Origin of the sequence: Micrococcus sp. KRD026 (assembly GCF_017168445.1) — a bacterium.
In the GTDB taxonomy this organism is placed as follows: Bacteria; Actinomycetota; Actinomycetes; order Actinomycetales; family Micrococcaceae; genus Micrococcus; species Micrococcus luteus.
This window is the reverse complement of sequence record NZ_JABFBA010000009.1, coordinates 172,737-199,726: the sequence shown is the minus strand read 5'-3', so window position 1 is coordinate 199,726 and position 26,990 is coordinate 172,737. Positions and strand designations below refer to the sequence as shown.

The window sequence follows — 26,990 nt, the reverse complement described above, 5'->3', positions numbered from 1 at the left end:
GAATCGCCGTCAGTGCGGTCACGCCGGGGCGGGAGACGCGAGCTGGCAGGGCATGCCGGGTTCGGGGACGGCGGGACTGATGTGCACGGCCCGCCCCGGCAGGGGCTCGACCTCGGTCAGCCGTGGCCAGATGAACCGGTGCTCGGCGTTCGTCCCGGCCGGCACGAAGAATCGATGGGGCAGGTGCAGCAGCAGCCGGCCCGTCGCCAGCTCGCGGCCGCCGAACACCGCCAACCGCAGCCCGGCGGCCGCCGGACGGCCGAGCCAGTCGTGCACGTCCTCCTCGACCGTGCGGTAGGTGTCCCCGACGCGCAGGCCGGACCACGCGTTCCAGCCCGTGATCACTGCCGTGCCGCCGGCGGCCGCGAGCTCGCGCAGGCGGGCCAGGACGGCCTCCCCGGCACCCTCGGAGTCCGGGGTCAGCACCGGCCACCCGGACCGTGCGGCCGCCGCGGCCTCCCCGGTGCCGTCCAGCACGGCCACCGGCCGGCCGCTGCGCATCGCCACCTCGACGACGGCGGCCAGCGTCTCCGCGCGACCGCCCGCGGCCTCGACGATCCATGCGGTGCGTCCCTCTGCGCCGGTCGGCCACCGCCAGGGACGGTGCCGGCCGTGGGCCGCGTCGTCGAGCAGGGCCAGGGCCGTGGCCTCCGCCCGGCGAGCGCGGTCCGGCACCCAGCGCTCCGGCAGGGCGGGGGTGACCACGGGCGGGGGTGTGGGCCAGTCACCCGCCGCGTACTTCTCCACCAGGACCGAGACGACGGCCTCCCAGGGGGCGACGCCCGGGGCGGCCGCGGCCTCGCCCAGCCGTCGCCACACGGGCGTGCCGCCGTCGACCGTCCACTGGGATGCGCGGAACGAGACCGTCGGGCGCCCCGCCGTCGAGAGGATCGCGGAGCCGGGGCGACGCGGGTCGAGCCGGGCCGCGGCGGCCGTGCCCACCAGGTCCCACGACTCCTGCTCCGTCGCGGTGCGCAGGGCGATCGTGCTGCCCAGGTTCGAGCGCAGGTCCGAGCCCACCGCACCCGTGGCCCGCTGCGTGGCCAGGATGAGGTGGAAGCCGAGGGAGCGGCCCGTGGCGGCCAGACGCTGCAGGACGGCGGCCGCGTCCGGGTGGTCGTCCACGAGCACGCGCAGTTCGTCGATCGCCACGACGAGCCGAGGCAGCGCCGCGTCCGGATGGCGGCGACGGAAACCGGGATAGTCGCTGACCCCGGCCTCCGCGAAGAGGGCCTCGCGGCGATGCAGCTCCGCCCGGATGGCGCTCAGCGCCCGCAACGAGGCCGTTCCCACGTGGTTGGTCTCCAGGCTCATCGTGTGGGGGAGCGCGCCCAGCGGGCCGAACGACGCGCCGCCCTTGAAGTCCAGCAGCAGGAACGCGACCTCGGCCGGCGGGTGGTGCGCCGCGGCTCCCAGCAGAAGGGACAGCAGGAGATCCGACTTCCCGGATCCCGTGGTGCCCGCGATGAGCAGGTGCGGACCGTCGGCGGCCAGGTCCATCTCGACGACGCCCGTCTCGTCGCCGCCCCGGGCGAGGGTCACGGTGAGCCCGTCGACGGCATCGCGGGCGCCCACCTGCCCCGGGGGTGTGAGCGTGCCGTCCCCGTCGTCGGTGGGCAGCAGGCCGAGGTCCACGACGTCGTCGGCCAGCTCGGTCAGCCAGGCGGTCAGGGTGCCGTCGGCGAGGCCGTCGGCGGCCACGTCCTCGAAGCGCTGCTGTTCGGCCGGGACCACGACGGTGCGCCCGCGCAGGTCGACGACGGCGTCCCCCGGCGCAGGCGGCGGCCCGGTGAAGTCGTACTGCGTCCAGGGCAGATCCGTCTGGGCCGTGGGCGTCGTCCCCGCGTCGTCGCCGATGGCGGCCCGCCACGCTCGCCACGCCGGATCCAGTGCCGCGTCCTCAGGAGCCGACACCAGCAGCCGCGGGCCGGACCCGCCCGACCACCAGGTGCGGCGGACTCCACCGGCCTCCACCACGAACGCGCCGTCGGCGGCCACCGCGTGCCGCAGGAGCTGGAACACCGCCCACCGGCAGGCCCCGGCCACATCGCGCGGCGGCCCGACCACGACGACGCGCGACTCCGGCGGTGACGTCGTCATCACGGTGCGCCGCGACGTGACGGCCTCCACCCATGCCTCGTCCGGGTCGTCCCGCGACAGGGACAGCGCCCCGACGCCGGAACCCCACGAGACCGCCACGGCCTCGTCGGCCCCCGACGTCAGCCCGAAGCGGTCCGTCGCGCCGGAGCGGACGGCGCGGGCCACCGCACCGGGGCTCAGTGCCGCCTGAGCCCGCCGGCGCACGACCGCGTCCGCGCGGGCGGCGAGCAGCCGCGCATGCCGCAGCCGGGTACGGCGCTGCATCGCCAGCATGACCAGCGCCACCGTCACGGACAGCACACCGAACAGCAGGAACATCGGGTTGCCCATCATCAGGACCAGGGCGACCCCGAGCACCAGCGGGCCCAGGGCCGCCACCAGCGGGATCACGACGGACTGCCGGGCCGGTGGGGATCCGAGGTCGACGGCGGGCGGCTCCGGCGTGATCGGCCGCGGCAGGGCGGCCCCGGGCCCGCGGACCAGGCCCAGGGCGGTCCGGCCCACAGGGAGCGGGCTGCGGCCGTCCCACAGGCGTCCGGTGTCCCGAGGACCGTCGTGGACGTGCAGCCCGGTGGGCGCGAGCCGCAGACGCATCGGCCGCGACGGGGCAGAGGGGTCGTCCAGCAGCAACCGCGCCCCACCGCGTCCCGTGCTCAACCCGCCCTCCCCCAGAGGGACGAGGCGGCCGGCGTCGGGTCCGTGCTCGGTGACCACCGCGAGCTCCGGCCCCCGGGCCGGTGCACTTCCGACCCGTTCCGCGTACGTCACGCTGCGCGGCCCGGCAGCGCACCGGTGCAGCGACCGGGCGGGAAAACGTTCCCGCACCGCCCGGTCCTGCTCGTCCGCGTCGGCGGGGAAGTGCTCCACCCGCCATGTCTCGGGAGCGGCCCCGCCCAGGATCCGCACGCTCCAGGCCATCCCCGCCCCTCCCTCCTGAGACCGGCGACCGGCCCGTCCGGCCGCCTGGGGACGACCCTGCCACGGCCTGATGGCGGTTCGGGCGGCCTGTGGACAACTCCCCGTCGAACGGGACCGCCGCCACGTTGTCCACAGTCATGGTGTCCTGGACCACACGCATCGACGGAACGGGGTATCTTCCTGATCGAGACATGTGCGGCGCTGGGGATGGCGCCGAATCGGGCACAGGAGGGACACATGGATGCGGTGCGCATTCTCGAGGACGAGATCCGGGAGATCGTCCGGCGGCAGGGCATCGACCCGCAGCGTGAGCACGCCCGGGTCCTGACGCTCATCCAGGACGCGGCCGCGGACTACGAGTCCCGCGCGATGGTCAGCTCGCTGCCGGACCTGGACGATCCCGTGGCGGCGCGGCAGGACCTGTTCGACCGCATCGCGGGCCTCGGGCCGCTCCAGCGGCTCATGGACGATCCCTCCGTGGAGGAGATCTGGCTGAACGCGCCGGACGCCGTCTACTGCGCGCGGTCCGGCCGCTCCGAGCTGACGGGCATCGTCCTGACCGAGGAGGAGGTGCAGGACCTCGTCGAAGTCATGTTGAAGTCCTCGGGCCGGCGGCTGGACCTGTCGATGCCGTTCGTCGACGCGGCCCTGCCAGACGGTTCGCGCCTGCACGTGGCCATCCCCGACATCACGCGGCGGCACTGGGCCGTGAACATCCGGAAGTTCATCGCCCGGGCGCGCCGGCTGGACGACCTCGTCCGGGGCGGTTCCCTCACTCCGACGGCGGCCCGCTTCCTGGACGCGGCCGTGGACGCGGGCATGAACATCCTCGTCAGCGGGGCCACCCAGGCGGGCAAGACCACCCTGCTCAACTGCCTGGCTTCGGCCATCGGCCCGCGGGAGCGGGTGATCACCGTGGAGGAGATCTTCGAGCTGCAGATCCCGGTGCGCGACGTCGTCGGGCTGCAGTGCCGCCAGCCGAACCTGGAGGGCCACGGCGAGATCCCGCTGCGTCGCCTCGTCAAGGAGGCGCTGCGGATGCGCCCGGACCGCCTGATCGTCGGCGAGGTGCGCGAGGCCGAGGCGCTGGACATGCTCGTCGCTCTGAACTCCGGCCTGGCCGGCATGTGCACGATCCACGCGAACTCGGCCGCGGACGCGCTCACGAAGCTCTGCACGCTGCCGCTGCTGGCCGGGGAGAACATCTCCCGGGACTTCGTCGTCCCGACGGTCGCCACGTGCATCGACGTCGTCGTGCACTGCGAGCGCGACCGTCAGGGCCGCCGGCGGGTGCGGGAGATCCTCACCGTCGGCTCACGGGTGGAGGGCGGGGTCATCGAGACGTCGGCGCTCTTCCAGCGTGACGCCGAGGGCGACCTGCGCCTCAACGAGGGTGCGAACCTGGAGTTCGAGGCGCTCGCCCGTCGCGGCGTGGACGTCCACGAGCTGGTGGGGCTGCGCTGATGGCCGCGCTGCTGGGGCTCGCGCTCGGCTGCGGCCTGTTCCTGCTGTGGTGGTCCCTCTGGTCCCCTCCCACGGAGAAACCCGGGGCCGCCCGCCCCGACTCGCGCCTGCGTGTGCTGATCGCCCAGTCCGGCATCCAGCGTCTCAGCCCGGCCGGCGTCGTGTCCGCCATGGCCGTCGGCGGTCTCGTGGTCGGGCTGCTCGTCCTGTCGCTGACCAGTACGTGGACCATCGCCGCGTGCTTCGCCGTCTTCGGCGCGGCCGTGCCCTGGCTGCTGTTGTCCTGGCAGGCCCGCCGGCGGTCCACGGCACTGCGCGAGCTGTGGCCGGACGCGATCGACCACGCCCGGTCGGCCATCCGCGCGGGCCTGACTCTCCCGGAGGCGCTCATCCAGCTCGGGGAGACCGGGCCGGAGGGGCTGCGCGAGCCGTTCCAGCAGTTCGCCCGGGACTACCGGGCCGGAGCCCGCTTCGTGGACGCACTGGACCGGCTCAAGGCCCGGATGGCCGACCCCGTCGCGGACCGCCTGGTGGTCTCGCTGCGCCTGACCCGCGAGGTCGGCGGCGCCGACATCGGCCGTCTGCTGCAGACCCTCTCCGAGTTCCTCCGGCAGGACGCCCGCATCCGCGCCGAGCTCGAGGCCCGGCAGTCGTGGACCGTGAACGCGGCCCGGTTGGCGGTGTGCGCCCCGTGGCTCGTGCTCCTGCTGCTGGGGACCCAGCCCGCCGCGGTCGCGGCCTACCGGTCCGCCGCCGGCGGGGCCGTGCTCCTCGCCGGCATGGTGGCCTCCGTCGTCTGCTACCGCGTCATGCTCCGCATCGGCGCGCTGCCCCGGGAGAAGCGGGTGTTCGCATGACGTCCGCGCTGATCTGGGCCGCGCTCCTGGGCCTCACCCTCGGGGCGGGACTGCTCCTCATCCTGGTCACCCAGCCGGTGGGCTGGCGCCCCAGCCTCGAGCAACGGGTCGAACCGCAGCTGCGCCACCACATCCCGGCCTCCCGCCTCCTCGAGGAGGAACGTGCGGGCGCCTCACCCTGGGGAGCGTGGGGACGCATCCTCGATCCCGTGGTGCAGGCCGGAGTCGGCTGGGTCCAGCGCATCTCCCCGGGCGGGGTGGCGCTCGACCGCAAGCTGGCCGCCGCGGGGCTCGCGGTCACGTCGACGGACTTCCGTGCCCAGCAGGTCCTGAGCGGAGCCGCGGGGGCCGCCGTGGCGGCCGTCCTCGCGCTCAGCCTCACCGTCACGGGCCGCGTGCCGGTGATCACGGGGGTCGCCCTCGTGATCGCCGGCGGCATGGCCGGGTTCCTGCTCCGGGAGCAGCTGCTCTCCCTGCGGGTGCGACGGCGGCGCGAGGCCATCCTCTCCGAGTTCCCGTCCGTGGCCGAGCTGTTCGCGCTCTCGGTGGGCGCGGGGGAGAGCGCCGCCGGAGCGCTCGAACGCATCGCGGGGACGGCGCGCGGGGAGCTGGCCGGCGAGTTCCGCACCACGCTCGCCGACATGCGTGCCGGGGCGTCGCTGTCCGCGGCGCTCAAGGCCATGGGACGGCGCGTGCAGCTGGCCCCCGTCGAACGGTTCATCGGGGGCGTGCTCATCGCGCTCGACCGCGGCACGCCCCTCGCCGACGTCCTGCGCGCGCAGGCCCAGGACGTGCGTGAGATGGGTCGCCGCGAGCTCATGGAGGCCGCCGGCCGGAAGGAGATACAGATGATGGTGCCCCTCGTGTTCGGCATCCTCCCGCTCACGGTGATCTTCGCCGTCTTCCCCGGCATCTCCCTGATGCGCCTGGGGTTCTGAAGACCCACAACTGAATAGTCCATCCATCCACCCACGATCACCATCCACTCCGGCCGCACGGGCGGCCGGCCACCCGAGGAGGGGACCATGCTCCACCACCACGCCATCACCGTCCTGGCCGCCCTGCGCGCCCTCATCCACGACGACGTCCGCGACGAGCGCGGCGACGTCCCCGGCTGGGTGATGATCACCCTCATGTCCGCCGTGCTCGTGGCCGGCCTGCTGGCCCTCGCCCTGCCGGCGCTCCAGGGACTGTTCAACCAGGCCATCTCCCAGGTGTCCCAGGGCGGCTGAGCATGCCCCGGGGTGCTGCCCACGGCGCGCAGGCGCCCCGTGGCGGCCACACGGGTGTCCGCTGGCGGGACGACCGGGGCGCCGCGGTGGCCGAGTCCACCATGGTGATGACCCTGGTCGTCCTGCTCTTCGCGGCGCTGCTCCAGGCCGGCGTCGTGATCCACACGCGCAACGTGATGATCGACGCCGCCTCCGCCGGCGCCCGGTACGGGGCGCTCGCGGACCGGAGCCCCGAGGACGGCGTCCAGCGGGCTCGGGAGCTGCTCTCGGCCGGCGTGCCCGGCCAGTCCGGGGCCGACGTCGCCGCGGAGCTCACCAGCCAGGACGGGGTCCCGGTCCTGCGCGTCACGGTCTCGAGCTCGCTGCCCGGCCTGGGGTTCCTGCCGGGCCCGATCCCCGTGGAGGTGAGCGGTCATGCGTTCCGTCAATGACGTCCGCGACGAGCGGGGAGCGGCCACGGTCGAATTCCTGGGCCTCACCCTCGTCCTGTTGATCCCCGTGGTGTACCTGATGATCTACGTCTCCCAGGTCCAGGCCGCGGCGTTCGCCTCGGTCGCCGCCGCTGACCAGGCCGTCAAGGCCGTGGTCGCCGAGGCTGATCACCCCAGCGCAGGCGCCGCCCACGCCACCGTCGAGCTCACGCTGGCCGACTACGGCGTGGGCGCCGGCCAGTACGACCTGACCGTCGGCTGCGATCAGGGCGGCTGTGGCACGCTCGAACCGGGCGAGGTCGTCGCCGTGCGGGTGGACGTGGGGGTGCCCGTCCCTCTCACGCCGGCAGCGTGGTCGCTGACCCCCGTGACGGTGGGTTCCGACGCCCGGCAGACTGTGCCGAGGTTCTGATGCGCCGCCGCCTCACCGCTCGCCTGGGTCACGACGACGGGCAGACCACCGTCCTCACCGTCGGCCTGTGCGCCGTGCTCGTGGCCCTCATGCTGGTCATGCTCGCGGTCACCACCGTGCAGTTGCAGCACCGCCGCCTGCAGTCGCTCGCGGACTCGGCCGCCATCGCCGGGGCAGAGGAGCTCGGCTTCCGGCTGGGGGAGGACCCGGGCGTCGTGCTCTCCGACGACGACGTCGCCGCCTCCGCCAGCGCACACCTCGCGGCCGTCGGTGCCCAGGAGGCCGTGCCCGGGCTCGGCGGGATGAACGCCCGCGTGGCCGACGACGGCACCACCGTCGTCGTCACCCTCGACGCCCGGGCCGATCTGTTCGCCATGACCGGCCCGTTCGCGGGGACACTGCCCCTGTCGGTCCCCCTCGAGGCGACGGGCAGCAGTCGCACTAGCCTGGCCCGGTGATCCGCTTCCTCCACGGCATCGGTGGCCGGCCCGCCCACTTCGAGCCCCTTGCTGACGCCCTCGGCGCCGTGGCCGACCTCGCCGCCTCGCCCGCCCTGCCCGGCCACCCGGGCACGGACGCCGGCGGTCAGGGCCGCCCCCGGGCCGCACGGCCGGCGACCGATGCGGACCCCGTCCTCGACGCCGCCCGCACCTGGGCGGCGCAGGCCGGCCCCGTGCCGGGGCTGCTGATCGGCCACAGCACGGGCGGGGTCATCGCGCTGCGCGCCGTCGCCGACGGGCTGGTGCGGCCCCGCGCCCTCGTGGTCATCTACTCGAACGTCCCGGTGACGGACACCGCCCTGGCCGCCCGGGCGGCCAAGGCCCGCCTCGCCGCCCGCCCGGACTGGCGGAGCGTGCTCCGCGCCTCGCTCGCGCGGGACCTCCTCGTCCCGGAGCCGTGGCGCGAGCGGATCCTGACCGACCTGGACGCCACGCCGGACCATCCGATGCGCGAGCTCTGGGCCGCCGTCCTCGCCGCGGACACCCGTGCCCTCTGGGCCGGCATCACCGTCCCGACGCTATACGTGCGCAGCACCCGGGACGTCCACCAACGGGACCTGGACGCGGTCACGCAGCACGCCACCGTCGTCGATGTCAGCACGGGCCACTGGCCGCACGTCACGGAGCCCGAGGCCGTCGCGGCGGCGATCCGCCGCTGGCACGCGACCGTGGCCACCCAGGCTTCCCACCGCTGACCGCGCGCCCGCCGCCGACCGATCATGTGTGCCCCTCCGAAGCGGGCAACGCGTCGAGACGTCCCGCGCGCCGTACACTGATCTGACCGCATCCGGTGTGACGCACGTCTCGAGTGGTCAGTCCGGCGGAAGCCCGTCCTCCCCGCCTGAAAGCCCCGCATGAACCGCTCCATCCTCGGCACGCGCCTCGGCGCCTCCGTCCTCGTCGTCGCCGCCCTGGTCTCCGCGGCCCCGGCCGCCCCGGCGGTCACCTCCACCTCCGGGACGACGACCACCACCGCGACCACAGGGCTCGCGCCGGGCACCTACCTGGCCCAGTCTGGGGACACGTGGGCGTACATCGCCCCACGCGTGGGCGTCGAACTCGCGGACCTGCTCCGTGCCAACGGCGCCACGACCAGCACCGCGATCCGCGCCGGCCAACCCCTCGTCCTTCCGGCCGTTTCGAAGCACCTGCCGGCCACCTCGCGCACCGGCACCCCCTACTCCGGGCCGATGGCCCCCTCCTCGGCCGGTCGCCGGGTGACCGTGATCGGCGACTCCATCGCCCTCGGCGCGGCGTCCCTGATGAACCTCGAAATGCCGGGCCTGACCATCGACGCCCGCGAGGGCCGCACCTTCGCCCAGGGCCTGACACGCCTGGCCGAGCTCAAGCAGGCCGGCCGCCTCGGTGACGTCGTCGTGCTCGGCCTCGGCGTGAACGACGGCGGTGCCACGGCCACCCAGGTCCGCCAGGCGATGAACCTCGTCGGGACCGGACGCACACTCGTGCTGGTCACGGCCTCCGGCCCGGTCGCCTGGGAGACGTCCACCAACACGGCGATGCGCAACCTCGCCGCCACCTACCCCAGCCGCGTGGTGGTGGCGGACTGGAAGCGAGCCTCGGCCTACGTGACGGACTTCCGCGAGGACCGCATCCACCCCCGCGGGCAGGGTGCGAGCGTTTACGCGCGTCTGGTCCGCCTCGCCGTGGACACCGCGCCGGTGCTGCGGTCCACGACACCCCGGACCGTCACGGTCCAGGCCGGCGACACCCTGAGCCTCATCGCCATCCGCTACGGGGTTACCGGCGGCTGGCAGGCGCTGGCCACCCTCAACAAGATCTCCGACCCGTACGTGATCCGCATCGGCCAGACCCTGCTGCTGCCCACCACCTCCACCACGACGACGCCGGCCACCTACACCGTGCTCCCCGGCCAGGGCTGGTACGCGGTGTCCCGCGCCACGGGCGTCCCGGTCACCCAGCTGCTCAGCCTGAACGGCGCCACGTTGACCACCGAGATCCACCCGGGCCAGCGGCTGCGCCTCCGCTGACCAGACGGGGACGGTGGGCCGGCGGCCCTCCGGCGACCCACCTTCCCGAACCCCACCTGCTCCCCACCGCACCGCTGTTCCTGGACGTCGCGCGGGTCTCGGCCCGGGAGGACTCGTCGTCACCGGCCGCGACCGGCGTCCACCCCACGCGGTAGGCTGGCCGAATCATGGCTGACACTGACTTCTCCGCGGAGATCGACTCCCTGCGCCACACCCTGGCCTCCATCGAGCAGGTCTCGGACCTCGACCGCATCAAGGCGGACATCGCCGAACTGGAGCAGCAGGCCTCCGCACCGGACCTCTGGGACGACCCGGAGGAGGCCCAGAAGGTCACCTCCAAGCTCTCCCACCGTCAGACGGACCTCAAGCGCATCACCTCCCTGGAGAGCCGCATCGAGGACCTGGAGACCATGGTCGAGCTCGCCGCGGAGGAGGACGAGCCCTCCCTCCTCGACGACGCGAACCAGGAGCTGACCTCCATCCGCAAGGCCCTGGAGGAACTCGAGGTCGTCACGCTGCTCAGCGGCGAGTACGACCAGCGCGACGCCGTCGTGACCATCCGCGCGGGCGCCGGCGGCGTGGACGCGGCCGACTTCGCCGAGACCCTCATGCGCATGTACCTGCGCTGGGCCGAGCAGCGCGGCTGGTCCACCAAGGTCATGGACACCTCCTACGCGGAGGAGGCCGGCCTGAAGTCCGTAACCTTCGAGGTCAACGCGCCCTACGCGTTCGGCACCCTCTCCGTGGAGGCCGGCACGCACCGCCTCGTGCGCATCAGCCCCTTCGACAACCAGGGCCGCCGCCAGACGTCCTTCGCGGCGGTCGAGGTGGTGCCGCTGATCGAGTCGGACGACTCCATCGAGATCCCCGAGTCCGAGATCAAGGTGGACGTGTTCCGCTCCTCGGGCCCCGGCGGCCAGTCCGTGAACACCACGGACTCCGCCGTCCGCATGACGCACCTGCCCACCGGCATCGTCGTGTCCATGCAGAACGAGAAGTCGCAGATCCAGAACCGTGCCGCCGCCCTGCGCGTGCTCCAGTCCCGTCTGCTGCTGCTGCGCAAGGCCGAGGAGGACGCGAAGAAGAAGGAGATGGCCGGCGACGTCAAGGCGTCCTGGGGCGACCAGATGCGCTCCTACGTGCTGAACCCGTACCAGATGGTCAAGGACCTGCGCACGGGCCACGAGGAGGGCAACCCCTCCTCCGTGTTCGACGGCCACATCGACGATTTCGTGGACGCCGGGATCCGCTGGCGCGCCGAGCAGGTCAAGGCCGCCCAGGAGGACTGAGCCCCACGGCGCGGCCCCGCCGCCCAGGCCACCACGACGCCGGCCCGCACCTCCGCAGTGAGGCGCCGGCCGGCGTCGCCGTTCAAGCCCCCGCAGGGGCCTCGGGCCTGGCCCGGGAGACCGGCCCGGTGGGATGCTCGAAGCACCGGGCAGGCGCCCCCGCGCGCCGGTCCGGCACCAGACTCCATTCCCACCCAGGAGGTCGACCAGCATGACCATGCGCGCCGCCCGTTGGCACGGCAAGAAGGACATCCGCATCGAGGAGATCGACTCGCCCACGGCCGGCCCGGGGCAGGTCCTCGTGGACGTCGCGTGGTGCGGCATCTGCGGCACGGACCTGCACGAGTACCTCGAGGGCCCGATCTTCATCCCGCCGGCCGGGCACCCGCACCCGATCTCCGGCGACGCCGCCCCCGTCACGCTCGGCCACGAGATGTCCGGCACCGTCGCCGCCCTGGGCGAGGGCGTCACGGACCTCGAGGTCGGCCAGAAGGTCGTCGTGGAGCCGTACATCGTGCGCGAGGAGGACCGGGACCGACCGGACTACAACCTCGCGCCGGACATGAACTTCATCGGCCTGGGCGGCGACGGCGGCGGACTGGCCGAGCAGATCGCGGTGCAGCGCCGCTGGGTCCACCCGGTGGCCGACTCCGTGCCTCTCGACCAGGCCGCGCTCATCGAGCCGCTCTCCGTGGCCCACCACGCGTGGGTGCGGGCCGGCTCTCCGACGTCGGGCGTGGCAGTGATCGGTGGCGCCGGCCCCATCGGCGCGCTCACGGCGGCCGTGCTCAAGGGCAAGGGCCTGACGGTGTACGTCTCCGAGCTCTCGGAGCTGCGCCGCCAGAAGGTGCTCGAGGCCGGCGTGGTAGACGAGGCATTCGACCCCCGCGAGGTGGACGTGCCCGCGAAGATCCGCGAGCTGCACGACGGCCAGGGCGCGGACGTGGGCTTCGAGTGCACCTCGGTGGACGTGGTGCTGGACATGCTGCTGGACGCGGTGCGTCCCGGCGGGGTGATCGTCAACGAGTCCATCTGGGGCCACGAGCCCGCCGTGGCCCTGCACAAGCTGGTGATGAAGGAGATCGACCTGCGCGGCACCATCGCGTACGCGAACGACCACGCGGACACCATCCGCATGGTCGAGGACGGCGCCGTGGACCTCGCGCCGTTCATCACCGGCAAGATCGGCCTCGACGACCTGGTCGACCAGGGCTTCGAGACCCTCATCCACCACAACGAGACGGCCGTGAAGATCCTCGTCTCGCCCACCGGCCAGGGCCTCTGAGGCTCCGGCCCGATCCCCGGACGTCCCGACGACGGCCCGCACCCGCGCGCTGCGGGTGCGGGCCGTCGTGGTCCCTGTGCCGCGGCGCGCCGTCACAGACGCGTCGCTCCCTGGCGCGCCTGTGACCGGGGTCATAGACTGCATTTGAGTGAATCGTGATGAACCGAGTTGAACGTCCCAGGAGGACCGCATGACCGCCGAGCTGCCCCAGCCTCAGCCCACCGATGCCGTGATCGTGGGCGGTGCCCGCACGCCCTTCACCCGGCTGCTCTCGCAGCAGGCCGACCTGCGCGCCGTGGACCTGGGCGCCCACGCGATCACGCACGCGCTCGAGCGCGCCGGCGTGGCCCCCGAGGACGTGGACATGGTCTACATGGGCCAGGTCGTGCAGGCCGGCGCGGGCCAGAACCCGGCCCGCCAGTCCGCGCTCGCCGCGGGCATCCCGTGGAACGTCCCGGCCATGACGATCAACAAGGTGTGCCTGTCCGGCCTCACCGCCGTGATCGACGCCGCCCGTCTCATCCGCCTCGGCGAGGCGGACGTGGTGGTGGCCGGCGGTCAGGAGTCCATGACCAACGCCCCGCACCTGCTGCCCGGCGCGCGCAAGGGCTTCAAGTACGGCCCGGCCACCATGCTCGACGCCGTCGCGTGGGACGGCCTCACCGACTCCCTGAGCCACGAGGCCATGGGCGAGCTGACCGAGTCCGGCAACGGCGAGCGGAACATCGCCCGCGCCGAGCAGGACGAGGTCGCCGCGGCCTCGCACCAGCGGGCCGCCCGGGCCCAGTCCGAGGGCGTCTTCGAGGGCGAGATCGCCCCGGTGGAGATCCCGCAGCGCAAGGGCGACCCGCTGGTCGTCTCCCAGGACGAAGGGGTCCGCCCGGACACGACCGCCGAGTCGCTGGGCGCCCTGCGCCCGGCGTTCGCGAAGGACGGCACCATCACGGCCGGCAACTCCTCGCCCCTGTCCGACGGCGCCGCCGCCCTCGTGGTGACCTCGCGGGCCTTCGCCGAGGAGAAGGGCCTGACGATCCTCGCCACGGTGGGCGCACCCGGCCAGACCGCCGGCCCGGACAGCTCGCAGCTGCACTCCCAGCCCTCGGACGCGATCAACGCCGCCGTGCGGAAGCAGGGCTGGGACGTGGCCGACCTTGACTTCATCGAGATCAACGAGGCGTTCGGCGCGGTGGCCGTGCAGTCCCTGCGCGACCTCGGCTACCCGCACGAGAAGACCAACATCCACGGCGGCGCCATCGCCCTGGGCCACCCGATCGGCGCCTCCGGCGCCCGGCTGGCCCTGCACGCCGCCCTCGAGCTCGACCGGCGCGACGGCGGCCGCGCGGCCGTCTCGCTCTGCGGCGGCGGCGGCCAGGGCGAGGCCCTGATCCTCTTCCGCTGACAGACCGCCCCTGACAGAAAGGACCCCGGACATGGCTCTCGACAAGACCGTGGCCACGCCCGCCGAGGCGGTGGCGGACGTGCCGGACGGCGCGTCCCTGGCCGTCGGCGGCTTCGGGCTCTCCGGCAACCCCGTGCAGCTCATCGAGGCCCTGCTCGAGCAGGGCGCCACGGACCTGTCCGTCGTCTCCAACAACTGCGGCGTGGACGGCTGGGGCCTGGGCATCCTGCTCGGCGCGCGCCGGCTGCGGAAGATGACCTCCTCCTATGTGGGGGAGAACAAGGAGTTCGCCCGCCAGTACCTCAAGGGCGAGCTCGAGGTGGAGCTCGTCCCGCAGGGCACCCTCGCGGAGAAGCTCCGCGCCGGCGGCGCCGGCATCCCGGCGTTCTACACCCGCTCCGGCGTCGGCACCCAGGTGGCCGAAGGCGGCCTGCCCATGCGCTACGACGCGGACGGCACCGTGGTGAAGTCCTCGCAGGCCAAGCCCACGGACACGTTCGTGCTCGGCGAGGGCTACCTCAGCCAGACCCCGGACGAGCCCGAGACCTATGTGCTCGAACGCTCCATCGTCACCGACTTCTCCCTCGTGCACGCGTGGAAGGGCGACCGCCACGGCAACCTCGTGTTCCGCAAGGCCACCCGCCAGTTCGGCCCGCCCGCGGCCATGGCCGGCCGCGTGTGCATCGCGCAGGTGGAGGAGCTCGTCGAGCCCGGCGAGATCGACCCGGATGACGTGCACCTGCCCGGTGTCTTCGTGCACCGGATCGTGGAGGTCGGCACGGACATCGAGAAGCGGATCGAGAAGCGCACCGTGCGCGCGTCGGGGGAGGGGCGGGCATGAGCGAGCAGACCACCGGGCGCCCCCGGGGCCTGAGCCGCGACCAGATGGCGGCCCGCGCCGCGCAGGAGCTGCCGGACGGCGCCTACGTCAACCTCGGCATCGGCATGCCCACGCTGATCCCCAACCACATCCCCGCCGGGCGGTCCGTGGTGCTGCAGTCCGAGAACGGCATCCTCGGCACGGGCCCGTACCCCACGGAGGACGCCGTGGACCCGGACCTGATCAACGCGGGCAAGGAGACCGTCACCGTGAACCCGGGGGCGTCCTTCTTCGACTCCGCGCTGAGCTTCGGCATGATCCGCGGCGGCAAGATCGACGTCGCCGTCCTGGGCGGCATGGAGGTCTCCGCCGCGGGCGACCTGGCCAACTGGATGGTGCCCGGCAAGATGGTCAAGGGCATGGGCGGTGCGATGGACCTCGTCCACGGCGCCGGCCGCGTGATCGTCATGATGGACCACGTGTCCAAGGACGGCACCCCCAAGATCGTCGACCAGTGCACCCTGCCGCTGACCGGCCGCGCCGTCGTCGACCGCATCATCACGGACCTGGCCGTGATCGACGTCGTCGGCACCCCGGAACAGCCCCGCCTGGCGCTCGTGGAGACCGCGCCCGGCATCACCGAGGAGCAGGTCCGCGCGCTCACCGGCGCGCCCCTGGACTGAGCCGACGACGCCGCCCCGCGGCCCCGGCGCACCGCCTCGGCGGGCATCGGGCCGGCACGGGATAGACTGGACGGCCGCGCCCTGATCGGGGCGCGGCCGTCGCCGTGGACGCTGGAAGGACGTGAGACCATGGGCAAGAACAGCAAGGGCAAGGCCGCCAAGCAGCCGGCCCCCGGCGAGCGCCAGGTGATCGCCAACAACAAGAAGGCGCGCCACGACTACACCATCCTCGACACGTACGAGGCCGGCATGGTGCTCACCGGCACCGAGGTGAAGTCGCTGCGCGAGGGCAAGGCCTCGCTCGTGGACGGCTTCGCGGTCTTCTACCGGGACGAGCTGTGGCTCGAGCAGGTCTACATCCCGGAGTACCTCAACGGCTCGTGGACCAACCACGCCGCCCGCCGCCGCCGCAAGCTGCTGCTGCACCGCGCCGAGCTGACGAAGATCTCCCGCCAGATCCAGGATCCGGGCCTGACCATCGTGCCGCTGTCCCTGTACTTCCTGAACGGGCGCGTGAAGGTGGAGATCGGCGTCGCGCGCGGCAACCGCGAATACGACAAGCGGCACAAGCTGCGCGAGCAGCAGGACAACCGCGAGGCCCAGCGGGCCATGCGGATGCGCAACCGGCGCGCCGGCGTGGCCTGAGCGCGGTGGACCCCTTGGGAATGCCTCGGGGGCGTGCTACGTTGTATCTCTCGCAGGGCCGGTTTCAGGACCGGCGGGCCTCGCGCCCTCCGCCTGCAGTGGTGATTGACAACCTCATAGAGGAGTCGCCCCCATGGGGCCGATCGGTTTCGACGGTGTGTGTCGCGTCGGGAGAAGCGGGCCGAGGATGCAGAGTCATCTCGTCAAACGCTCTCTGCAAACCAATAAGTGCCGAATCCAAGCGCACTGACTTCGCTCTCGCTGCCTGATCAGTGATCGAGTCCGTCACCCCGAGGTCGCTGTCGCCTCGGATCGTGGCGTCAGCTAGATAGCCACTGGGCGTCACCCTCGCCGGGGGTCGTGACGCCGACATCAATCCGGCTGGGTCCGGGTTGGCCGCCCGTCTGCGGGACGGCCAGGACCGAGCAACACCCACAGCAGACTGCGCCCGGAGAAGACCTGGCAACACCTCATCGGACGCGGGTTCAATTCCCGCCGGCTCCACTCACCACCACGGGAAGGCCCCGGAATCACCCCGATTCCGGGGCCTTCGTCGTGTCCATGCCGGTGTGCGGCGGCCCGCCCCTCAGCCGGCCAGGACGGCGTGCAGGCCCAGGCCGGCGCCCCAGCCGACGACGACGGCCACCAGCCCCAGCCCCAGATGCGCGGTCCACAGGCGGGCGGCTGTGCCCCATCGACGGGCGAGCGCGGCGTCAGCCGCCTCAGCGGCCACGGTGGACCACGTCCCCAGGGCGAGGCAGAACCCGGACACCACGGCGGACACCGCCGCGACGAGCACGAGCCCCTGCCCGTCGCCCCAGCTCTCGGAGGCGTACACCAGCTCCGGCACGGCCAGGCCGACGGTGACGCCGAGGAGCAGGGCCGCCGTCGTGTTGGCGGTGAGCAGACCCCGGGGGCCGAGCCGGTCGGTCAGGCGCCGGCGCACCAGGGCGCCGAGCGCCCCGCCCGCCGCGAGGCAGGCCAGGAGGGCCACCTGGAGGAGAGCGAAGACCTCGTATCCCGCGCCGCTCATGCGTCCTCCGCCGAACGATCCGTCCCGACCGCGCGCGACCCCGGGGCGCCACCGGCGCGCAGGCCGAGCACGGCCGCCGCCGTCGAGAGTGCAGCCATCAGCGCGAGCACCAGCAGCACCGCTACCGCCGCGGCGAGGACGCCACCCGCCCCGGACGCCGCGGCGCCCAGCCGCACCGGCCACAGCACCAGGGCGACGGCGCTGGAGATGGTGGTGAACGCACCGAGGAAGCCGGTTCCCAGCCCCGCCACCAGGCGTGGACGCCAGTCCGGCCCGCGGCGTCGCGAGGCCGCCCACAGCAGGCCGAGCAGGAACGAGCCGAGCACGTTCACCACGAACAGCGGCAGGGCCTGGACCAGCACGTCGACCGCCCCGAACGCGGCGCCGAACGTGCCGCGGAAGTTGGGCGCCCCGGCCAGCGCGGTCACCGCGTTCATCACCCCCGCACCGCACAGCACGCCCGCGGCACCGCCGAGGGCCACCGCACCCGCAGTGCCGGGCCGGCGATCTGTCCCGCGCCCGCCCCTCCGGTCGGCCGTCGTCTCCCCCCGCACTGCTATCAGGCGCCGCCCTCGGTCTCGTCACCCGCGCGGAGGCGGGCGAGGACGTCGTCGTGGAGCAGGCCGTTCGTGGCCAGCGCGTGCCCGCCGAACGGGCCGTCCTCGCCGTCCAGCGAGGTGAAGCGGCCGCCGGCCTCGCGCACGATCGGCACCAGAGCGGCCATGTCATGCAGCTCGAGCTCGGGCTCGGCCGCGATGTCCACGGCGCCCTCGGCGACGAGCATGTAGGACCAGAAGTCGCCGAAGCCGCGCACGCGCCACACGTCCGAGGTGAGCTGCAGGAACGCGCGGATCGAGCCGCGTTCGCGCCAGCCCTCGATCGAGGAGAAGGACAGCGACGCGTCCTCGACCCGGTCCACGCCGGACACGGTGATCCGCTGAGCACGCGTGAGCGAGGTGCCCGCGAAGGCGCCCTGGCCGGCCGCGGCCCACCAGCGACGGTGCAGGGCGGGGGCGGAGACGACGCCGACGACGGGCTCGCCGTCGATCAGCAGCGCGATGAGGGTGGCCCACACGGGCACGCCGCGCACGAAGTTCTTGGTGCCGTCGATGGGGTCGACCACCCACTGCCGGCCGGAGCGGCTCAGAGATCCGCCGAACTCCTCACCCACGATGCCGTCGCGCGCCCGGGCACGGGACAGGGTCGAGCGGATGGACTCCTCGGCGGCGCGGTCCGCATCCGTGACAGGGGTGAGATCCGGCTTGGTGCTGACCTCGAGGTCCTGGGCCTTGAACCGGGACATCGTGATCGAGTCCACGTTGTCCGCCAGCATGTGGGCCAGCCGCAGGTCCTCCGTGAGGTCGCGGCCGCGGGTCGCAGGGTTCTCAGGTCGCTCCATGCCGCCCACGCTATACCGCGCGGGCCGCCTCAGTCCTCGGACGACGCCGCGTCCTCCGCCCCCGAGGGGGCCAGCCGGTTGCCGAGCAGACGCCGCAGCGAGGCCAGGCGTGCCGCTCCCGAGGGGCCGGCGTGGCCCGCGGCCACCCATGCGTCCAGGCCGCAGCCGGGGGAGTCGGCGGTGTGGGTGCAGCCGCGCGGGCAGTCCGCCAGCCCGCCGGCGAGGTCGTCGAACGCCTCCACCACGCGGTCCGGCTCGACCCAGCCCAGCCCGAAGGACCGGATGCCGGGGGTGTCCACCACCCAGGTGTCCGGCAGGGGGGCGCCGTCGTCGCCCGTCAGCGGCAGTGCGAGCGCGGACGAGGAGGTGTGCCGGCCCCGGCCGGTGACGGCGTTGACGTGGCCGGTGGCCCGTTCCGCGCCGGTGAGCGCGTTCAGCAGCGTGGACTTGCCGACGCCGGAGGGCCCCACGAACGCGCTCGTGTGCCCGATCAGCCGCTCGGCCACCCGGGCCACGAGCGAGGCGTCCAGGGCGGTGTCCCCGGTCTCGGCCTCGAAGGTCGCCGCACCGGAGGTCATCACCTCCAGGTCCAGCGCCTCGTAGTGCGCCACCAGCGCGGCCGGATCACGCAGGTCGGTCTTCGTGATGAGGAGCACCGGGTGGATGCCGGCGTCGTAGCAGGCGACGAGGGCGCGGTCGATGAAGCCGGTGCGGGGCTCCGGATTGGCCGCGGCCACCATGATCACCAGCAGGTCGGCGTTGGCCACCACCACCCGCTCGACCTCGTCCGAGTCGTCCGCCGACCGGCGCAGGACCGTGCTGCGCTCCTCGACACGGACGATGCGCGCGAGCGTGCCCTCGTCCCCGGAGAGGTCCCCGACGACGGCCACCCGGTCGCCCGTGGCGATCGGCGTGCGGCGCAGCTCGCGGGCGCGCATCGCCGTGATCCGCTCGTCCAGGCGATCGGGCAGCACCACGGCGTACCGGCCCCGGTCCACCGTGGTCACCATGCCGACCTCGGCGTCCTCGTGCTTGGGCCGCTCCTTGGTGCGCGGGCGGGTGCCACGCTTGGACGGGCGCACCCGGACATCGGACTCGTCCCATGCCGAGGGATCGAGGCGCCGGGCCATCAGCGGGCCTCCTCGGCCGCGTCGCCGGGTGCCACGAGTGCGGTCCACAGTGCGGGGAAGTCCGGCATCGTCTTCGCGGTGGTCGCCACGTCCACGATGCCGGTCCCCGGCACGCGCAGGCCGACGACGGCGGCGAAGGTCGCCATCCGGTGGTCGTGGTAGGTCTCGAGGGCGGCGGGCGACAGCGGCCCCGACGCGGCCGTGCCCGGGAAGCCGAGCGTCGTCTCTCCCTCGTCCACGGTGACCCCCAGGCGGGCGGCCTCGGCGGTGAGCGCGGCGAGCCGGTCCGTCTCATGGCCCCGCAGATGGCCGATCCCCGTCAGGCGGGTGGGCGCGGAGGCCAGCAGTGCGAGCGCGGCCGCGGTGGGGGCGAGCTCGGCCGTGTCCGCGATCTCACCGGCGCCGGTGATGCGGGGCGTGCCGTCGTCGTGGACCGCCCCGGTCACCGTGAGGCGGCCGCGGGAGCGATCCGTGCGGTCGACCGTGAGCGCCACGCTCGCCCCGAACTGCGGCAGGATCCGCCGCCAGCGGTCGCCGATCTGCGTCGTGCGGGTGGGCCAGTCCGGCACCGTCACGGAGCCGCCCGTGGCCACGGCGGCGGCCAGGAAGGGGCCCGCGTTGGACAGGTCCGGCTCGACGGTCGCCTCGTGTGCCGGGACGCGACCCGGGGCCACGGTCCACGCCCCGGGAGACGTCTCGGCGACGTCCACCTCGAGCGCGCGCAGCACCCCGACGGTCATCGCGACGTGCTCCGGACTCGGCACGGTCTCCCCGGTGTGCCGCAGCCGCAGACCGCGCGGCATCCCCGCGGCCGCCAGCAGTGCGGCGGACAGGAACTGGGAGGAGCCGGAGGCGTCGACCGCGACCTCCGGCACGTCGCCGTCGGGGGCCACCGTGGCCGCGTCCGCGCGGGTCGTCATCGTGAAGGGCAGGCGACCGGGCTCGCCCTCCTCGTTGACGGCCACCCCGAGCTGGCGCAGCGCGTCCAGGACCGGGGCCATTGGGCGCAGGCGCGCGCCGGCGTCGCCGTCGAAGCGGACCCGGCCGGGCCGCAGCGCGGCGACGAACGGGACGAAGCGCATGACCGTCCCCGCCAGTCCGCAGTCCACGGCGACATCCCCGGCCAGCGGCTCGCCGGCCGGCATGGGATGCACCCGCAGGCCGCCGTCGGACAGGGCCTCGAACCGGGCCCCGAGCGCTGTGAGCGCCGTGCGCATCAGCGCCGTGTCCCGCGACTCGAGGACGCCGTGCAGGACGCACGGGCCGTCGGCGAGGGCGGCGAGCACGAGGTGCCGGTTCGTCAGCGACTTCGATCCCGGCAGCCGCACCTCTCCGCGCACCGGGCCGTGCGCCACGGGCGCGGGCCAGGTCTCGGCGGCGACGGGACGGGGGGCGGGGGAGTGCGCGGCGGCACGCGTGGGGCGGGTCACCGGGCCAGCCTATCCGGCGGCTGTCGGCCGGGGTCGGCCTGTCTCGGGGGAATACCTGGAACGCTCCTGGCGCTCCACTGGACGACCCCGTACCCGTGTCGGCGCACCGGTCCCGCTCGCCGCGGACCGCAGCCGGAGAGGAGCCCCGCATGAGCGCCGCGCTGCTGACGCATCCCTCCCGGACCGTAGACTGGCCCGCGATGAGCACTGACAACAGCCGGCCGGAATTCGCCCGGCCCGAGGACGCCCCCGAGCACGACCGCGCCGACATCGACGTCGCCGCCGAGTCCGAGCAGCAGCGCCGTGCCCGGTTCGAGCGTGACGCCCTCGAGTTCGTGGACCAGTTGTACTCCGCTGCGCTGCGCATGACGCGCAACCCGCAGGACGCCGAGGACCTGGTCCAGGAGGCGTACACGAAGGCCTACTCCTCGTTCCACCAGTACCGGCCCGGCACCAACCTCAAGGCCTGGCTCTACCGGATCCTCACGAACACGTACATCAACCTCTACCGCAAGCGGCAGCGCCAGCCCCTCGAGGCGGACAACCCTGAGGTGGAGGACTGGCAGATGGCCCGGGCCGCCGAGCACACCTCCGGCGGCCTGCGCTCCGCCGAGACGGAGGCCCTCGACCGGCTCCCCGACTCCCAGGTGAAGGACGCCCTGCAGGCGATCCCGGAGGAGTTCCGGCTCGCCGTCTACTTCGCGGACGTGGAGGGCTTCGCCTACAAGGAGATCGCCGAGATCCTCGACGTGCCGATCGGCACCGTCATGTCGCGGCTGCACCGCGGCCGCAAGCAGCTGCGCGAGCGCCTCGCGGACTACGCGGCCGCGCGCGGCATCAAGGCCCAGCCGAAGAAGAAGACCGGGCGCGGCGGCACGAAGCAGACCGAGACGAGCACGAAGGAGGCCACGCGATGACCGCGGACCAGCACGGCCATGAGTGCCGCGACGCCCAGGACGCCTCCCTGGAGCGGCTGTACCAGTACCTGGACGGCGCCCTGACGCCCGAGGACATCGAGCAGGTGCGCGCCCACGTGGCGGAGTGTCCGGACTGCCGGCACCAGAAGGAGCTCGAAGAGCTCATCCGCTCGGCGGTGCGTCGCAGCTGCCAGGAGAAGGCGCCCGCGCAGCTGCGGGCCACCATCATGACCCGCATCACCCAGATCTCGACGACGACCGTCACCTGGGGCTGACACCGCGGCATGCGCACCGTGGGCACCCGATCGGGCGCCCCGACGATGACGAAGGGCCGTCCCCTGAGGGGACGGCCCTTCGTGGTCTGCGGTCGCCGGGCGGCACCCGGCCGGTCCGCGACGCCGATCAGCGGATCAGGCGTTGGGACGCTTGCCGTGGTTGGCGCCGTTCTTGCGGCGGTCGCGACGCTTGCGTGCACGCTTGCTCATGACGTCTCCCTTCAACGAGTCGGTCGATGGTCCATTCTGTCACATCAGGCCGTGGGCTCAGGCAGACCGAGCCACTGGTACCAGCCCCGGTGCAGCACGAGCCACGCGATGAGCCCGTGGCCCGCCTGGCCCGGCCGGCCCTGGCCGGAGGCGAGGTCCGCGCGCCACTGCTCGTGTCCCACCAGCGGGGTGAACGTGTCCACATACACGTGGTTGCGCCGGTCGGCCACATCCAGGTAGGCGGCGTTGAGCTCGGCGAGCCGGGCGTTGCGCTGCTCGTCCAGGGTGGGCGTGGGGCCCACCACGAGCACCGGGATGTTCCGCTGCGAGGCGGTGTCCAGGACGTTGGCCAGGTTCAGCCGCGAGCGGGCGGTCGAGGTGGCCTCCAGGTCCAGGTCCGCGTCGGACAGGGCCACGACGAGGCGGTTCTCCGTCTCCTCGGAGAAGCGCCGCGAGGCCTCGCCCCACCAGCGCTCGTTGAGGTCCTCGGTGGTCTCGTGCGGCACGGCCAGCACGTAGTTCTCCAGCTCCACGTCGGGGGCCTGGGTGCGGGCGAGCACGCGGCCCCACCAGCCGATGGCGCGGGCGTCGCCCGCACCGGCCAGCAGCTGGTCGCCGACGGCGGCGATCCGGATCCGGCGGTTGTGCACAGTGTGTCCTTTCGTCGGCCGATCCGGCGCCGCCGCCGCACCGGAGGGTGCGGCGGCGGCGCAGGGCCGGTCCGGGTCAGCGGCCGAAGGCGGCGTCCAGCAGCGTGCTGAGCTCCTGGTCGTGGCGGCCCTTGGTGCCCGCGGAGGTCGCGGCCGAGGCCGGGCGGGACACGAGGGTCACGGGGCCGTCGAGCTGCGGCACGAGGTTCAGCGCCATGAACGGCCACGGGCCCTGGTTCGCGGGCTCGTCCTGCACCCACGCGACGTCGGCGTCCGGGTAGGCGCGGAGCGCCTTGCGGATCTCATCGAGGGGCAGCGGGTAGAGCTGCTCCACCCGCACGATCGCGGTGGAGGTGTCACCGGACTTCTCGCGGCGGGCGAGCAGGTCGTAGTACAGCCGGCCGGAGACCAGCAGCACGCGCGTGACGTCCTTGGCGTCCACCCCGGCGTCCGGGATGACCGGCTGGAAGCGGCCCTCGGTGAAGTCCTCCACCGAGTTCGCGGCGGCCTTGAGGCGCAGCAGCTGCTTCGGGGTGAACACGACGAGGGGCCGACGCGGGCGGGCGTAGGCCTGCTCGCGCAGCAGGTGGAAGTGGTTCGCGCCCGTGGAGGGGTTGACCACGCGCATGTTGTCCTCGGCGCACATCTGCAGGAACCGCTCGATGCGGGCGGAGGAGTGGTCCGGCCCCTGCCCCTCGTAGCCGTGGGGGAGGAGCAGGACCACGGACGAGGTCTGCGACCACTTCTGATCGGCCGAGGAGATGAACTCGTCGATGATCGTCTGCGCGCCGTTCACGAAGTCGCCGAACTGGGCCTCCCACAGCACGAGGGCGTCGGAGCGCTCCACGGAGTAGCCGTACTCGAAGCCGAGGGCGGCGTACTCGGACAGCAGCGAGTTGTAGACCCAGAACTTCGCCTGGTCCTCGGAGAGGTGCTTCAGCGGCGCCCACGTCTCGTCGGTGATCCGGTCGTGGAACACCGAGTGACGCTGCGTGAAGGTGCCGCGCTGGGAGTCCTGCCCCGCCAGGCGGACCGGCACGCCCTCCATGAGCAGCGAGCCGAAGGCCGCCAGCTCGGCGAAGCCCCAGTCGATGCCGCCGTCGACGGCCATCTTGGCGCGGCGCTCGAGCAGGGCGGCGAGCTTCGGGTGGACCGTGAAGCCCTCGGGCACGTCGATGTGCGCCTGCCCGATGGCCCGCAGCGTCTCGGCCGAGATGGCCGTGGACGCCGGCGCCTCCGGGGCCGCGTCCCGGTCCTCGGCCGGGCGGAGGCCCTCTCCGCCGGAGGCGGGCGCGTCCTCGTGGGTCTCCGCGAAGACCCGCTCCAGCTGCTGCTGGTAGTCCTTCAGGGCGCTGTCCGCCTCCTCCTGCGTGATGTCGCCGCGGCCCACGAGGGACTCGACGTACAGCTTGCGGGTGGAGCGCTTCTGCTCGATGAGGTTGTACATGCGCGGCTGCGTCATCGACGGGTCGTCGCCCTCGTTGTGGCCGCGGCGGCGGTAGCAGACGAGGTCGATGACGACGTCCTTGTTGAACCGCTGGCGGTACTCGAAGGCGAGCTGGGCCACGTGCACCACGGACTCCGGCTCGTCGCCGTTGACGTGGAAGATCGGGGCCTGGATGGTCTTGGCCACGTCGGTGGAGTACACCGCGGAGCGCGCCTGGGTCGGCGGCGTGGTGAAGCCCACCTGGTTGTTCACGATCACGTGGATCGTGCCGCCGGTGCGGTAGCCGGGCAGCTGCGAGAGCTGCAGGACCTCGGTCACGACGCCCTGGCCGGCGAAGGCCGCGTCGCCGTGCACCAGGATCGGCAGCACGGAGAAGGAGTCCGGGCGCTGGCCGCCCAGATCGAGGCGGTCCTGCTTGGCGCGCACGACGCCCTCGAGGACCGGGTCCACGGCCTCCAGGTGCGAGGGGTTGGCGGCGAGGTACACGCGGGTGCTGTTGCCGGCGTCGGACACGAAGGTGCCCTCGGTGCCCATGTGGTACTTCACGTCGCCCGAGCCCGAGGCGCCGCCCGGGGTGGCCCCCTCGAACTCGCGGAAGACCTGGCTGTAGGTCTTGCCGGCGATGTTCGTCAGCACGTTCAGGCGACCGCGGTGCGCCATGCCGATGGCGACCTCGTCCAGACCGGCGTCGGCGGCGTCGCCGAGGATGCCGTCCAGCAGCGGGATGAGGGACTCGCCGCCCTCGAGGGAGAAGCGCTTCTGGCCGATGTACTTGGTCTGCAGGAACGTCTCGAACGCCTCGGCCGCGTTGAGGCGGCCCAGGATGCGCAGCTGCTCCTCGCGGGTGGGCTTGGCGTACGGCTGCTCGAGCTTCTCCTGGAACCAGGCGCGCTCGGCCGGGTCCTGGATGTGCATGTACTCGACGCCGATGGTGCGGCAGTACGCGTCACGCAGCACGCCGAGGATCTTGCGCAGCGTCAGGCTGCTCGCCCCGCCGAAGCCGCCGGTGGGCCACTCACGGTCCAGGTCCCACAGGGTGAGCCCGTGCTCGCGGATGTCGAGGTCCGGGTGGTAGGCCATCGAGTACTCGAGCGGGTCCACGTTGGCCAGCAGGTGGCCGCGGTCCCGGTACGCGTGGATGAGCTGCTGGATGCGGGCGACCTTGCCGATCTGCTCCTCCGGGTTCACCTGCACGTCCTGGGCCCAGCGGACGGGCTCGTAGGGGATGCGCAGGGAGTGGAAGACCTCGTCGTAGAAGCCGTCCTCGCCCAGCAGGAGGCCGTGCACGATCTTCAGGAACTCGCCCGAGCCGGCACCCTGGATCACGCGGTGGTCGTACGTGGAGGTGAGGGTGATCGTCTTGGAGATCGCCAGGTCGTGCAGCGTGGACTCGGCGGCGCCCTGGAAGGCGGCCGGATAGGTCAGCGCGCCGACGCCGATGATGGCGGCCTGGCCCTGGGACAGGCGGGGCACCGAGTGCACGGTGCCGATGCCGCCCGGGTTGGTCAGGGAGACCGTGGTGCCGGCGTAGTCGTCCATCGTCAGCTTGTTCTTGCGGGCGCGCTGGACGAGGTCGTCGTACGCCTTCCAGAAGCCGCGGAAGTCGAGGGTCTCGGCGGCCTTCACGTTCGGGACCACGAGCGCGCGGGTGCCGTCCGGGCGGGGCAGGTCGATGGCGAGGCCGAAGTTCACGTGGGCCGGCTCCACCATGGTGGGCTTGCCGTCGCGCTCCTCGTAGGTCACGTTCATCGAGGGCATGGCCGCGAGCGCGCGGACCACGGCGTAGCCGATGAGGTGGGTGAAGGAGACCTTGCCGCCGCGGGTGCGGGCCAGGTGGCTGTTGATGACCACGCGGTTGTCGATCAGCACCTTGGCCGGCAGGTCGCGCACGGTGGTGGCGGTGGGCATGGACAGGGAGGCGTCCATGTTCGTGGCCACGGCCTTGGCCATGCCCTTGAGGACGGTGGCCTTCTCCTGCTTCTCGTCCGCGGTGGTGGTGGCGGTGTCGGCGGGCTCGGAGGGCACGGCCTGGGCCGCCGGGGTCTTCTTGGCCTTGGGGCCGGTGCTGACCGAGGTCTCCTTGGGCTGCGCACCCCGGGCCGGGGCGGTCGCCGCCTTCGGCTCGGTCACCTTGGCGGTGGCCTTCGGCTCGGCCCGGGCGGCGGTCTTCGGCTCGGTCTTGGCGGCGGCCTTCGGCTCGGCCTCTGCGGCGGCGGGGGCGCTGGCCTCGAGACGGGCGAAGATCTGTGCCCACTGCCGGTCCACGGAACCGGAGTCCTCGCGGTACTTCCGGTAGATCTCGGCCACGAGCCGTTCGTTCCCCGGGAACTCCTGTGCGAGCCGGTCCGACGTGAGTTCTGGCACTGTGTAACGCCTCTTCCTGAGCCTTGGGATGCGATGTGCTGCGCCGGGCCACCCGCGCGGCGCGCGTGGGGCCGGGAACGCCTCGGGACAT

25 protein-coding genes and 1 other RNA gene are annotated in these 26,990 nt (G+C 73.2%); 18 read left to right on the top strand and 8 right to left on the bottom strand.

From position 1 onward, the window contains the following. Positions 1-18 precede the first annotated feature (18 nt). Positions 19-2,757, bottom strand: a complete 2,739-nt coding sequence (locus tag J1M40_RS04005) for an FtsK/SpoIIIE domain-containing protein (protein ID WP_241252044.1) — start codon at positions 2,755-2,757, stop codon at positions 19-21. A gap of 498 nt (positions 2,758-3,255) precedes the next feature. Between J1M40_RS04005 and J1M40_RS04000 the strand changes: the two genes are divergently transcribed. The 16 genes from J1M40_RS04000 to ssrA all read left to right on the top strand — a co-directional run bounded on the left by J1M40_RS04000 (position 3,256) and on the right by ssrA (position 16,551). Beyond that, positions 3,256-4,482 carry a CpaF family protein gene (locus J1M40_RS04000; RefSeq protein WP_063190312.1) on the top strand — a complete coding sequence of 409 codons (1,227 nt, stop codon included), beginning with the start codon at positions 3,256-3,258 and terminating at the stop codon, positions 4,480-4,482. Further along, positions 4,482-5,339: a type II secretion system F family protein gene (locus J1M40_RS03995; RefSeq protein ID WP_010079080.1), complete on the top strand. Its 858-nt coding sequence runs from the start codon at positions 4,482-4,484 to the stop codon at positions 5,337-5,339. Before J1M40_RS04000 ends, J1M40_RS03995 begins: the two co-directional genes overlap by 1 nt. Continuing rightward, the gene (locus J1M40_RS03990) at positions 5,336-6,277 is read left to right on the top strand and encodes a type II secretion system F family protein (protein WP_041104286.1); all 942 of its coding nucleotides are present in this window, start codon (positions 5,336-5,338) and stop codon (positions 6,275-6,277) included. The genes J1M40_RS03995 and J1M40_RS03990 overlap by 4 nt, the downstream gene beginning before the upstream one ends. An 87-nt stretch (positions 6,278-6,364) precedes the next feature. Then, positions 6,365-6,571: a hypothetical protein gene (locus J1M40_RS03985; RefSeq protein ID WP_010079078.1), complete on the top strand. Its 207-nt coding sequence runs from the start codon at positions 6,365-6,367 to the stop codon at positions 6,569-6,571. Positions 6,572-6,573: 2 nt separating this feature from the next. Next, positions 6,574-7,002 carry a TadE/TadG family type IV pilus assembly protein gene (locus J1M40_RS03980; RefSeq protein ID WP_036381779.1) on the top strand — a complete coding sequence of 143 codons (429 nt, stop codon included), beginning with the start codon at positions 6,574-6,576 and terminating at the stop codon, positions 7,000-7,002. Then, positions 6,986-7,414, top strand: coding sequence for a hypothetical protein (locus J1M40_RS03975; protein ID WP_036313982.1), 429 nt, complete (start codon positions 6,986-6,988; stop codon positions 7,412-7,414). Before J1M40_RS03980 ends, J1M40_RS03975 begins: the two co-directional genes overlap by 17 nt. Next, the gene (locus J1M40_RS03970) at positions 7,414-7,872 is read left to right on the top strand and encodes a Tad domain-containing protein (RefSeq protein ID WP_036381775.1); all 459 of its coding nucleotides are present in this window, start codon (positions 7,414-7,416) and stop codon (positions 7,870-7,872) included. The genes J1M40_RS03975 and J1M40_RS03970 overlap by 1 nt, the downstream gene beginning before the upstream one ends. Continuing rightward, positions 7,869-8,609 (top strand): alpha/beta fold hydrolase, encoded by a 741-nt coding sequence (locus J1M40_RS03965; RefSeq protein ID WP_036381772.1) that lies wholly within the window; start codon positions 7,869-7,871, stop codon positions 8,607-8,609. The genes J1M40_RS03970 and J1M40_RS03965 overlap by 4 nt, the downstream gene beginning before the upstream one ends. 159 nt (positions 8,610-8,768) lie before the next feature. Then, the gene (locus tag J1M40_RS03960; RefSeq protein ID WP_070708976.1) at positions 8,769-9,923 is read left to right on the top strand and encodes a LysM peptidoglycan-binding domain-containing protein; all 1,155 of its coding nucleotides are present in this window, start codon (positions 8,769-8,771) and stop codon (positions 9,921-9,923) included. Between the two features lie 167 nt (positions 9,924-10,090). Beyond that, positions 10,091-11,212, top strand: coding sequence for a peptide chain release factor 2 (gene prfB, locus J1M40_RS03955; protein ID WP_049147200.1), 1,122 nt, complete (start codon positions 10,091-10,093; stop codon positions 11,210-11,212). Positions 11,213-11,429: 217 nt separating this feature from the next. Continuing rightward, positions 11,430-12,497, top strand: coding sequence for a 2,3-butanediol dehydrogenase (locus tag J1M40_RS03950; RefSeq protein ID WP_041104337.1), 1,068 nt, complete (start codon positions 11,430-11,432; stop codon positions 12,495-12,497). A gap of 190 nt (positions 12,498-12,687) precedes the next feature. Beyond that, a complete protein-coding gene (locus J1M40_RS03945) occupies positions 12,688-13,896 on the top strand; it encodes an acetyl-CoA C-acetyltransferase (protein WP_070708977.1) in 1,209 nt (402 codons plus the stop codon). Positions 13,897-13,927: 31 nt separating this feature from the next. Then, positions 13,928-14,737 (top strand): CoA transferase subunit A, encoded by an 810-nt coding sequence (locus J1M40_RS03940; RefSeq protein WP_041104295.1) that lies wholly within the window; start codon positions 13,928-13,930, stop codon positions 14,735-14,737. Beyond that, positions 14,734-15,399 carry a CoA transferase subunit B gene (locus J1M40_RS03935; RefSeq protein WP_036381762.1) on the top strand — a complete coding sequence of 222 codons (666 nt, stop codon included), beginning with the start codon at positions 14,734-14,736 and terminating at the stop codon, positions 15,397-15,399. The genes J1M40_RS03940 and J1M40_RS03935 overlap by 4 nt, the downstream gene beginning before the upstream one ends. 129 nt (positions 15,400-15,528) lie before the next feature. Next, the gene (smpB, locus tag J1M40_RS03930; protein WP_044659238.1) at positions 15,529-16,044 is read left to right on the top strand and encodes an SsrA-binding protein SmpB; all 516 of its coding nucleotides are present in this window, start codon (positions 15,529-15,531) and stop codon (positions 16,042-16,044) included. 135 nt (positions 16,045-16,179) lie between these two features. Beyond that, positions 16,180-16,551: a transfer-messenger RNA gene (gene ssrA, locus J1M40_RS03925) on the top strand. A 79-nt stretch (positions 16,552-16,630) separates the two neighbouring features. Here the strand turns inward: ssrA and J1M40_RS03920 are convergent. The 5 genes from J1M40_RS03920 to aroA all read right to left on the bottom strand — a co-directional run bounded on the left by J1M40_RS03920 (position 16,631) and on the right by aroA (position 21,036). Then, positions 16,631-17,077 carry a CrcB family protein gene (locus tag J1M40_RS03920; RefSeq protein WP_041104299.1) on the bottom strand — a complete coding sequence of 149 codons (447 nt, stop codon included), beginning with the start codon at positions 17,075-17,077 and terminating at the stop codon, positions 16,631-16,633. After that, positions 17,074-17,559, bottom strand: a complete 486-nt coding sequence (locus tag J1M40_RS03915; protein ID WP_041104301.1) for a CrcB family protein — start codon at positions 17,557-17,559, stop codon at positions 17,074-17,076. The genes J1M40_RS03920 and J1M40_RS03915 overlap by 4 nt, the downstream gene beginning before the upstream one ends. Positions 17,560-17,636: 77 nt before the next feature. Further along, positions 17,637-18,476 (bottom strand): histidinol-phosphatase, encoded by an 840-nt coding sequence (hisN, locus tag J1M40_RS03910; protein ID WP_041104303.1) that lies wholly within the window; start codon positions 18,474-18,476, stop codon positions 17,637-17,639. A gap of 29 nt (positions 18,477-18,505) precedes the next feature. Next, positions 18,506-19,606 (bottom strand): ribosome small subunit-dependent GTPase A, encoded by a 1,101-nt coding sequence (gene rsgA, locus J1M40_RS03905; RefSeq protein ID WP_041104305.1) that lies wholly within the window; start codon positions 19,604-19,606, stop codon positions 18,506-18,508. Next, positions 19,606-21,036, bottom strand: a complete 1,431-nt coding sequence (aroA, locus tag J1M40_RS03900; protein ID WP_206450485.1) for a 3-phosphoshikimate 1-carboxyvinyltransferase — start codon at positions 21,034-21,036, stop codon at positions 19,606-19,608. Before aroA ends, rsgA begins: the two co-directional genes overlap by 1 nt. Positions 21,037-21,236: 200 nt before the next feature. Here aroA and J1M40_RS03895 point away from each other — a divergent pair, with 200 nt between their 5' ends. Both J1M40_RS03895 and rsrA read left to right on the top strand, forming a co-directional pair. Further along, on the top strand, positions 21,237-21,953 hold the full coding sequence (locus J1M40_RS03895; RefSeq protein WP_036314006.1) for a sigma-70 family RNA polymerase sigma factor: 717 nt from the start codon (positions 21,237-21,239) through the stop codon (positions 21,951-21,953). Further along, a complete protein-coding gene (gene rsrA, locus J1M40_RS03890) occupies positions 21,950-22,228 on the top strand; it encodes a mycothiol system anti-sigma-R factor (protein ID WP_073115764.1) in 279 nt (92 codons plus the stop codon). The genes J1M40_RS03895 and rsrA overlap by 4 nt, the downstream gene beginning before the upstream one ends. 254 nt (positions 22,229-22,482) lie before the next feature. Here rsrA and J1M40_RS03885 read toward each other — a convergent pair whose 3' ends face one another. Beyond that, positions 22,483-23,088 (bottom strand): GDSL-type esterase/lipase family protein, encoded by a 606-nt coding sequence (locus J1M40_RS03885; RefSeq protein WP_041104309.1) that lies wholly within the window; start codon positions 23,086-23,088, stop codon positions 22,483-22,485. Positions 23,089-23,164: 76 nt separating this feature from the next. Next, the gene (locus J1M40_RS03880) at positions 23,165-26,899 is read right to left on the bottom strand and encodes a multifunctional oxoglutarate decarboxylase/oxoglutarate dehydrogenase thiamine pyrophosphate-binding subunit/dihydrolipoyllysine-residue succinyltransferase subunit (RefSeq protein ID WP_161787974.1); all 3,735 of its coding nucleotides are present in this window, start codon (positions 26,897-26,899) and stop codon (positions 23,165-23,167) included. Between the last annotated feature and the right edge of the window lie 91 nt (positions 26,900-26,990).

Bases quoted from the DNA above. Each gene is read 5' to 3' on its own strand.
- J1M40_RS03895 (WP_036314006.1), top strand. From the start codon at position 21,237: ATGAGCACTGACAACAGCCGGCCGGAATTCGCCCGGCCCGAGGACGCC.
- J1M40_RS03985 (WP_010079078.1), top strand. From the start codon at position 6,365: ATGCTCCACCACCACGCCATCACCGTCCTGGCCGCCCTGCGCGCCCTC.
- J1M40_RS04000 (WP_063190312.1), top strand. From the start codon at position 3,256: ATGGATGCGGTGCGCATTCTCGAGGACGAGATCCGGGAGATCGTCCGG.
- J1M40_RS03975 (WP_036313982.1), top strand. From the start codon at position 6,986: ATGCGTTCCGTCAATGACGTCCGCGACGAGCGGGGAGCGGCCACGGTC.
- rsrA (WP_073115764.1), top strand. From the start codon at position 21,950: ATGACCGCGGACCAGCACGGCCATGAGTGCCGCGACGCCCAGGACGCC.
- J1M40_RS03995 (WP_010079080.1), top strand. From the start codon at position 4,482: ATGGCCGCGCTGCTGGGGCTCGCGCTCGGCTGCGGCCTGTTCCTGCTG.
- J1M40_RS03945 (WP_070708977.1), top strand. From the start codon at position 12,688: ATGACCGCCGAGCTGCCCCAGCCTCAGCCCACCGATGCCGTGATCGTG.
- J1M40_RS03950 (WP_041104337.1), top strand. From the start codon at position 11,430: ATGCGCGCCGCCCGTTGGCACGGCAAGAAGGACATCCGCATCGAGGAG.
- hisN (WP_041104303.1), bottom strand. From the start codon at position 18,476: ATGGAGCGACCTGAGAACCCTGCGACCCGCGGCCGCGACCTCACGGAG.
- smpB (WP_044659238.1), top strand. From the start codon at position 15,529: ATGGGCAAGAACAGCAAGGGCAAGGCCGCCAAGCAGCCGGCCCCCGGC.
- J1M40_RS03970 (WP_036381775.1), top strand. From the start codon at position 7,414: ATGCGCCGCCGCCTCACCGCTCGCCTGGGTCACGACGACGGGCAGACC.
- prfB (WP_049147200.1), top strand. From the start codon at position 10,091: ATGGCTGACACTGACTTCTCCGCGGAGATCGACTCCCTGCGCCACACC.
- J1M40_RS03990 (WP_041104286.1), top strand. From the start codon at position 5,336: ATGACGTCCGCGCTGATCTGGGCCGCGCTCCTGGGCCTCACCCTCGGG.
- J1M40_RS03980 (WP_036381779.1), top strand. From the start codon at position 6,574: ATGCCCCGGGGTGCTGCCCACGGCGCGCAGGCGCCCCGTGGCGGCCAC.
- rsgA (WP_041104305.1), bottom strand. From the start codon at position 19,606: ATGGCCCGGCGCCTCGATCCCTCGGCATGGGACGAGTCCGATGTCCGG.
- J1M40_RS03940 (WP_041104295.1), top strand. From the start codon at position 13,928: ATGGCTCTCGACAAGACCGTGGCCACGCCCGCCGAGGCGGTGGCGGAC.
- J1M40_RS03960 (WP_070708976.1), top strand. From the start codon at position 8,769: ATGAACCGCTCCATCCTCGGCACGCGCCTCGGCGCCTCCGTCCTCGTC.
- J1M40_RS03935 (WP_036381762.1), top strand. From the start codon at position 14,734: ATGAGCGAGCAGACCACCGGGCGCCCCCGGGGCCTGAGCCGCGACCAG.
- J1M40_RS03920 (WP_041104299.1), bottom strand. From the start codon at position 17,077: ATGAGCGGCGCGGGATACGAGGTCTTCGCTCTCCTCCAGGTGGCCCTC.